Below are 8,654 nucleotides of genomic sequence, written 5' to 3'. Positions count from 1 at the left end.
ATGTGAAATCTTTGAGCGCAGTATCGCGTGACTCAATGATTTTTCGTGTGAGATAAAAGACTGCCGGCAGAAATCGGCAGTCTTTTCAAAATACCCGCATTGGCTAAGCCGTGAACAGTAACCATTTGCAGTGGCAGATTTCTTTTTCTTCTTGCAATGCTGTGTGGGATGATCTATCATACAGGCACATCGATAGAAGCACCAGTCAGGCATGAAACAGTCTTTTTATAATGGCTGTTTCAGAAAGGCAGGTGCTTTTATTTATGATGGTTAAGATTGTTGTTACAAATGTGAAGAAGATGTCTGGCTGTACAGAGGTTGTCTGGCAGCTCAATGGAAGTGAGCAGGTTTCTCACTTCTACCGCCATGGGGATGGCTCGCTTGGGTTTGATCCTTATTTTGTCCGCCATTCCCTGGCAGTGCAGGCAGTGGTTTATGCGCTGGCAAATGATGCGTCTCTTTCCAGAAAAGGAAAGAAAACGGCTGTGCTATCGGCTTGAGGCACAGCCTTTTTTCAGATGGCCGGAATGGCTTTGGCACGTTCTTTTGCCTTTGCCATCAGTTCATCGAGATATGTATTTGTCTTATGCTTTGTTTTGCAGGCAAGCACAACCGGAATGGAGCCTTCCGGCTGCAGGGGCACGGCCACAAGGCCCTGGGCACTGGCAACATTGAGGGTTGAGATCGGCAGTAAGGCAACGCCATGTGTGCTTCTGACCGTATCAAGAATCTTGTCAATGTCAGCGGTATGGACATTTTCGGTGGAGATATGGCTGGCAATCAGCAGCTGCCGGCAGAAAGAATAAGAACCGCTGTGGGGATTGCTGAGATAGAAAGATTCATTCTTCAATTCGCGCAGGGTAATGCTTTTGCGCTTAGCGGCCGGGTGGCTGCTGCAGACAATGGCTGCCACTTCATCGGCTGCCATCTGTACAATCTCATAATCATTTCCTAATAACTGGCTGCGGCGTACCACGATGGCATCAAAATAGCCGCTGTTCAGTCCTTTCAAAAGGGCGGGAACTTCACCTTCTTCCAGATGCAGTTCACATTCCGGATGTTCTTCTGTAAAGTTGCGGAAGAAACCGTTCAGACGGTACTGGCGCAGGATGGGAAGGTGGCCGACATACAGTGTACGTCTGTCTCCTGTTTTATAGGGATCCATGGCACGCACCATGGCATGGTACTGGCGGACAAAGTCAATGGCCATTGGCAGCAGTGCTTCACCTGCGGTGGTCAGCCTGCCGGAGGCCATGCCCTGGCGGTCAAACAGCACGCAGCCAAGCTCTTTCTCCAGATGCAGGATTTCTTCAGCAGCAGATGTACTGTAGCGGTGGACGCTGCCATCCGGCGTGACATAGATTTCACTTTCTGCTGCGTTGATAAAAGCTTCCAGTTCCTGAATTGTCATGTTCTTTTCTACCTCTGGCCTTAGTATAGCATGCCGAAAGAAAAAGGACCGTACGGTCCTCAGGCATTCTGTTTGGCGAGATTTTCCTTTGCCACGGCAAGCATCAGTTTAATGCGGTTTTCCTGGTTGACTTTGGTAGCACTGGGGTCATAGTCAATCGCACTGATGTTGGCCTGCGGGTATTTGGCCCGGATGGTATTGATCACGCCTTTGCCCATGATATGGTTAGGCAGGCAGCCAAACGGCTGGGCACAGATGATGTTTGGATATCCGCCTTTGATCAAGGATACCATTTCACCTGACAGCAGCCATCCTTCACCCATCTTGGCACCAAGATGAATGATGCCATCGGTGCCTTTGATCAGGTCATAGAAGCTTTCTTCCCCATAGAAGCCGCAGGCACGCATTTCTTTGGACATACTGACACCAATGTCGTCCATGACTTTCAATGCGGCTTTCCATCCAAGTTCCACCAGCTTATTGCCACCATAGAGCTGGATATCCATCTGGAAGTTCTTGATACAGTAGTTGGCATAGCCCATGATACCGGGCATATTCACTTCACAATCCTGCGATTCCAGGAACTTCTTCAGGTCGTTGTTGCCCATGGGAGAAAACTTGACATAGATTTCACCGACAACACCAACCTTGACTTTCTGTACGCGGGTAATCGGCACCTTTGCGGCATCGCGGGCAATCTCTCTGAATTTTTTCTTCATAACCGGAATCATGTAGTTTTTATTGTCATACATCCAGCCGGAGATGGTGTTGATCCATTTGTCACACCAGGCATCGGCTGCTCCGGGTTCATTTTCATAAGGGCGGATCTGGTTGCGCAGAGCATCAATCATGTCACCGTATTCGGCTGCCGCCAATACCTTTTCACCCATCTTAAGAGTGAAGGGCATCTGGGATCCTTTTTCAAGACCGGTCGGGTTGATGGAGGCAACCGGAATATAGCCATAGCCTGCTTTGACAAGGGCCTTGCGCAGCAGCTTGATGTAGTTGGAGGCACGGCATCCGCCGCCTGACTGCGAAATCAGCAGGGCAGTATGATGCAGGTCATACTCACCGCTGTTGAGGGCGTCAAGGAACTGGCCGATGACAAGCAGGGCAGGATAGCATGTATCATTGTGCACATAGCGCAGACCAAGCTGGGACACTTCGGACCCCCGGTTTTTCAGCACTTCGCAATGGCATCCTTCACTTGCCAGGGCAGCCTGAATCAGGGCAAACTGAATCGGTGCCATGTTGGGGATCAGGATGGTGTAGTCCTTAAGCATATCTTTTGTGAAGTTTGGTGTGAGATATTCCATATTCACTCCTTCTCTTCTTTTTCTTTCTGTTCATCCAGGGCCGCAAACAGGGAGCGGATGCGGATATTGACAGCGCCAAGATTGGTGATTTCATCAATCTTCAGCTGTGTGTACAGCTTGCCGCCTTCCTGCAGAATTTCCTTGGTCTCATCGGTTGTAATGGCATCCAGGCCGCAGCCAAACGATACCAGCTGGACCAGATCCATGTCTTTCTGGGTCGTGCAGTACTTTGCGGCCGCATACAGCCGGCTGTGATACATCCACTGGTTCAATACAGCGGTAGGGAACTTATGGACCATCCAGGATACACTGTCTTCCGTAATGACAGCAGCACCCTGGCGCACAATCAGCTTGTCAATGCCATGGTTGACCTCCGGATCCACATGATAGGGACGACCAGCCAGCACAATGATGCGCTTTCCCTGTTTCCGTGCTTCTTCAACAATCCACTTACCTCTTTCCCGGACATCCTGCATATGCTTTGCATACTCTGCATAGCCGGCATCCACAGCCTGCTGTACAAGCTTCTTTGGAATGCCATGGAAATACCGCGACAGATACTTCGGGGCATCATGCTTGAATCGTTCCGAATTGTCCAGATTGACATAATCATAGATGAACAGTTTGTCCTTCAGCTCCGGTACGTTGTTGGCCAGTACTTCCGGATAATAGGCAACCATCGGGCAGTTGTAGTGATTGTCACCAAGACCTTCATCCAGGTTGTAGCTCATGCACGGATAGAAGATCGCATTGATTTCAGGATCCTTTGCCAGTTCCATGATATGGCCATGGGAGAGCTTGGCAGGATAGCAGGCTGTATCACTGGGAATGGTACCCTGTCCTTCCTGATACAGCTTACGGCTGGAAACAGGGGATACCTTGACCTTGAAGCCAAGGGTTGTCCAGAAGGCATGCCAGAAAGGCAGCAGTTCATACATATTCAGACACAGCGGAATGCCAATGGTGCCTCTGGTCCCATTGCCCGGGTTCTTTGCATAGGCAAGCAGGGCATCCAGCTTATAGGCATACAGATTCAAGGTATCATCCGATGCCTTGCCGGTCACCGGTTTCTCACACCGGTTGCCTGAGATCAGCCGCTTGCCATCGGAGAACGTATTGATGGTCAGCTGGCAGTGGTTGCCGCATCCCTGGCACTGTACAGAAGTAACTTTCTGACTGAAGTTCTGCAGTTCCTGCTGGCTGAGGATGGTAGAGTGCTGGTCTTTCTTACTCTTTCTGAGTCCATACAGAGCAGCACCATAGGCACCCATCAGGCCGGCAATATCAGGCCTGATGACTTCCACGCCCATTTCTTTTTCAAAGGCACGCAGGACAGCTTCGTTATAGAAGGTACCGCCCTGGACAACGATCCGTTTGCCAAGCTGGTCCGGACTGGAAGCACGGATGACCTTATAGAGGGCATTCTTGACAACTGAAATTGAAAGGCCGGCGGAAATGCAGTCAAGGGTGGCACCGTCTTTCTGAGCCTGCTTGACAGAAGAATTCATGAAGACCGTGCAGCGTGAACCAAGATCTACCGGATGTTTGGCAAACAGACCCTGCATGGCAAACTCTTCCACCGTAAAGTTCAGTGCCTTGGCAAAGGTCTGCAGGAAACTGCCGCAGCCGGAAGAGCAGGCTTCGTTCAGGAAGATGTCACTGATGGCACCATCCTCAATCTTGAAGCACTTCATGTCCTGACCGCCGATATCGATGATGAAATCTACATCCGGTATAAAATGCTTGGCAGCAGTGAAGTGGGCCACGGTCTCTACCAGGCCATAGTCACAATGGAAGGCCTGCTTCATCAGCTCTTCGCCATAGCCGGTTGCCGTGGCAGACTGAATATATAGATTAGGATGTTTCTGATAGAGCTCCTGCAGGGTTTCTTTTACCATCGGGATCGGATTGCCATTGTTGGGCTGATAGCGGGTGAACAGCAGTTCGCCTTTCTGGTTGATGACGGCAATCTTGATGGTTGTGGAGCCGGCATCGATGCCAATATGCACCGGTCCGCAGGTTTCATCAAAGGGAACCCGGGGTACAGCAGCCTTGGCATGGCGGTTATGGAAATCCCAGTATTCTTCACGGCTTTCAAACAGCGGAGGCAGGGAAGCAAATTTCGCCTTGCCGCTGTATTCAGAAAGATTTTTGATGACTGTGTTGAGATCAAGCTCTTCATCGGCATAATATGCGGCGCCAAGGGCGACATACAGCAGGGAGTTTTCCGGGCATGTGCCTTTGACATGCAGAGTCTTGTCAAAACTATTGCGCAGACATTTTGAGAATGTCAGAGGCCCGCCAAGGTAGAGAATATTGCCCTGAATGGGACGGCCCTGAGACAGACCGGCAATGGTCTGATTGACAACCGCCTGATAGATGGAAGCGGCGATATCACCGGTCTTGGCCCCCTGGTTGATCAATGGCTGTACGTCGGATTTGGCGAAGACGCCGCAGCGGCTGGCAATGGTATAGGTGCGCTCTGCCTTGCAGGCGGCTTCATCCATCTGGCCGGCATCCATCTTGAGCAGGGTTGCCATCTGGTCAATGAAAGCACCCGTACCGCCGGCACAGGAACCGTTCATTCTGACTTCGGTGCCATTGGTCAAAAACAGAATCTTGGCATCTTCACCGCCAAGCTCAATGATGCAGTCCGTGCCGGGGTTGAGACGGTTGGCTGCCACGCGTTCAGCAAAGACTTCCTGTACAAAGGGAACCTGGCAGGCATCGGCAAGACCCATGCCGGCAGATCCGGAAATTGCCAGAATGGCTTTGCCATCCGGCAGATATTTATCAACGATTCTGGACAGGATTTCTTCTCCTTTTTCCAGAATGTGGCTGTAGTGGCGTTCATAGCTTGAAGCTACAATCTGATTCTGTTCATTCAGAACGACGCATTTAATGGTTGTTGAGCCAATATCCAGACCAACTCTCATGCAAATCCTCCTGTATGCAATCCATAGCAAAACAACCTAATTTTAATGATATTAAGGAAAGAGTCAATTTCAGAGACCGCTTGCATAAACAAAGGCGTAACATTGTCGAACAGTTTGTTACGAGTAACTCACGTGTGGAAAAGCTTTTTATTTCAGCAAGCCCATGCTATTCTATTTACGCGTGTGAAAATTCACACTAAATGGGAGGAAGAGTATGGATCAGAAACATGGTTTCAGACTTGGAACCGTCGGTCTTTTTGCGGCGGCTCTGGTTCTGGGCGCGATTCCTGGCTGTGCCAAGAGCAAGGGTGTTTCCGGTGATTTTACGGGAACAGCCAAAGGCAACGGCGGCACAGTTACTGTCACAGTAACCCTGAAGGATTCTGTGATTACGGATGTGAAGGCAGATGGACCGGACGAGACCCAGGGGATTGGCTCCAAGGCAATTGACAAGCTGCCTGGTGAGATGGTATCCGGCAATACACTGAATGTGGATGCTGTCTCTGGTGCCACCATTACATCCAATGCCATCAAGGAAGCAGCAGCCGCAGCTTTGAAGTCTGCCGGCCTGAATCCGGATGACTATCAGACAGCAGCGACAGCCGCTGCAGCTGAGGATGTCACCGAAGATGCGGATGTCGTCATTGTTGGTGCCGGCGGTGCTGGTATGACAGCGGCCATTGTGGCTGCCAATGAGGGCAGATCTGTTGTCATTCTGGAAAGCCAGGATGCAGCAGGCGGAAACTCCGTTCGTTCCACCGGTGGTATGAACGCTGCCAAGACATCCTATCAGGATGAAAATACATTCGGTGAGGCTGCCGGTGTTCAGAAGACACTGGATACGGCTGCCAGCAAGTATGCCGATAACCAGACCATTACAGATCTGGCTAAGACAGTACAGGAGCAGTGGGATGCCTACCAGGCAAATCCGACTGGCTACTTCGATTCTGTTGAGCTGTTCGAGCTGGATACAATGATCGGCGGCAAGGGCATCAATGATCCTGCCCTGGTCAAGACTCTGTGTGAGAACTCCGCAGATTCCATTGAGTGGCTGTCTTCGATCGGTGCTGATCTCAAGAGTGTCGGCCAGTTCGGCGGTGCTTCTGTCAAGCGTATCCACCGTCCGGTCAACGCAGAAGGCAAGACAACTGCTGTTGGTGCCTATGTTGTTCCGATTCTGGAGAAGAATGTTGAAGATCTTGGCGTCAAGGTTTACTACGATACAACAGCCAACAAGATCCTGATGAAGGATGGCAAGGCTGCAGGTGTTGAGGCAGAAGGTAAGTCCGGCAACAAGGTTACTGTCAATGCCAAGGCTGTCATTCTGGCAACTGGCGGCTTCGGTGCCAACAATGACATGGTTGCTGAGCAGAATCCGGATCTCAAGGGCTACATCACAACCAATGCACCGGGTGCACAAGGCCAGGGCATTACCATGGCTACGGCTGAGGGCATTGATGCCGCAACTGTTGATATGAAGCAGATTCAGCTGCATCCGACGGTTCACGTTGATGATGATGGCAACGCACATCTGATTACCGAAGGTCTGCGTGGCGATGGTGCGATTCTGGTCAATGCAGAAGGTAAGCGTTTCACCGATGAAGTTGGTACACGTGATGCCGTTTCTGCAGCTGAGAATTCTCAGACCGGCGGTGCCGCATGGCTGATCATTGACCAGAACATGGTTGATGCTTCTGCTGTCATTCAGGGCTACATTGATTCCGGCTACACAGTACAGGGTGATACCTATGAGGATCTGGCCAAGGCAATGGGTGTTGATGAATCCACATTTGCTGAGACAATGAACACCTGGAATACAGATGTTGAAAACAAGAGCGATCCTGATTTCAACCGTACAACCTTTGCCAATAAGCTGGACAAGGCTCCGTACTATGCCATCAAGGTACAGCCGGGCGTTCATCACACCATGGGCGGCCTGAAGATTGATACTTCTGCTGAGGTCATCAATACTTCCGGTTCTGTGATCCCGGGCCTGTTCGCTGCAGGTGAAGTTACCGGCGGTGTGCATGGTGCCAACCGTCTGGGTGGAAATGCTGTTGCGGACTTCGTTGTCTTCGGCAGAATTGCTGGCCAGAGTGCGGCTGATTACACCAAGTAATTGAACCCATGAGCTGTCTGGATGATTCCAGACAGCTTTTTTTGTATTTGTGAAGAAGGCAATCTGTGCTATCATACATGAGACTTTCAAGTAGAGATGGGGAAGATGAACAAGAACAGGTTCTCAAAAATATGGCCGGTGATTGCCATCATCGGTGTGATGGCACTGACCATCTGGCTGATCTATCACTTTTTCGGCAGCTTTTTTGCGACCTTGTTCAGTATCCTGCGCAATGGCGACCAGCAGGAACTCACCGCATACCTGAACTCTCAGGACGAGGCATCCGGCCTGCTGTCCATCTTCCTGTTAACCATTCTGCAGGTTGTATCGATCTTCTTTCCCGGTATGGTCATTCATATCGTGGCCGGCGTCATCTATGGCTGGTGGAAAGCATTTCTGGCCTGCTATGCCGGCTTTCTGGCAGGCAATGTGCTGGTCTTCATCTTTGCCCGTAAGTTCGGTTCTGCCCTGCAGACAGCATTCAATGTGGAAAAAAGGGCAGGCTGGATCACCAGCAAGATCAACAGCACCAAACCTGCGTTTATCTTTGCCCTTGCCTGCATGATCCCGGGTATTCCCAATGGCTTCATTCCTTACTTTGCGGCCAGAACCGATATCCGTACCGGCCAGTATGCCATGGCCGTGGCGGTATCCAGCTGGATCCAGATTCTCTGCAACTGCTTTGCCGGACATTTCCTGATCCGGGGAGAATACTTCTACATGGTCATGGCTATCATCCTGCAGATTGTGATCATTCTGATTGCCATCTGGAAACGGGACTGGTTCCTTGGCAAGGGAAAACGCAATCCACAGAAGGCATCCTGAGCGGATGTCTTTTATTATGTCTGCCCGCCGTTCTTACGTTACAATAC

At 50.7% G+C, this 8,654-nt stretch carries 6 protein-coding genes; 3 read left to right on the top strand and 3 right to left on the bottom strand.

Annotated elements, in window-relative coordinates:
* The first annotated feature begins 263 nt into the window (after nt 1-263).
* Nucleotides 264-500, top strand: coding sequence for a hypothetical protein (locus SOI44_RS06685; RefSeq protein ID WP_331348437.1), 237 nt, complete (start codon nt 264-266; stop codon nt 498-500).
* Between the two features lie 14 nt (nt 501-514).
* On the opposite strand, the gene SOI44_RS06680 is transcribed toward SOI44_RS06685, so the two are convergent.
* The 3 genes from SOI44_RS06680 to SOI44_RS06670 are packed head-to-tail and all read right to left on the bottom strand — an operon-like array spanning nt 515 to nt 5,663.
* Nucleotides 515-1,411, bottom strand: coding sequence for a LysR family transcriptional regulator (locus SOI44_RS06680; protein ID WP_331348436.1), 897 nt, complete (start codon nt 1,409-1,411; stop codon nt 515-517).
* 59 nt (nt 1,412-1,470) lie between these two features.
* Entirely contained in the window at nt 1,471-2,727 is a 1,257-nt protein-coding gene (locus tag SOI44_RS06675; RefSeq protein WP_331348435.1) for a 2-hydroxyglutaryl-CoA dehydratase, read from the bottom strand.
* A gap of 2 nt (nt 2,728-2,729) precedes the next feature.
* On the bottom strand, nt 2,730-5,663 hold the full coding sequence (locus SOI44_RS06670) for an acyl-CoA dehydratase activase-related protein (protein WP_331348434.1): 2,934 nt from the start codon (nt 5,661-5,663) through the stop codon (nt 2,730-2,732).
* A gap of 214 nt (nt 5,664-5,877) precedes the next feature.
* Here SOI44_RS06670 and SOI44_RS06665 point away from each other — a divergent pair, with 214 nt between their 5' ends.
* Nucleotides 5,878-7,782 (top strand): flavocytochrome c, encoded by a 1,905-nt coding sequence (locus SOI44_RS06665; RefSeq protein ID WP_331348433.1) that lies wholly within the window; start codon nt 5,878-5,880, stop codon nt 7,780-7,782.
* A 105-nt stretch (nt 7,783-7,887) separates the two neighbouring features.
* On the top strand, nt 7,888-8,607 hold the full coding sequence (locus SOI44_RS06660) for a TVP38/TMEM64 family protein (protein ID WP_331348432.1): 720 nt from the start codon (nt 7,888-7,890) through the stop codon (nt 8,605-8,607).
* The last annotated feature ends 47 nt before the right edge of the window (nt 8,608-8,654 follow it).

It is taken from the genome of Lactimicrobium sp., assembly GCF_036453465.1.
Lineage (GTDB): Bacteria > Bacillota_I > Bacilli_A > Erysipelotrichales > Erysipelotrichaceae > Bulleidia.
The sequence above is the reverse complement of the archived record's forward strand: the minus strand, read 5'-3'. Positions and strand labels throughout refer to the sequence as shown.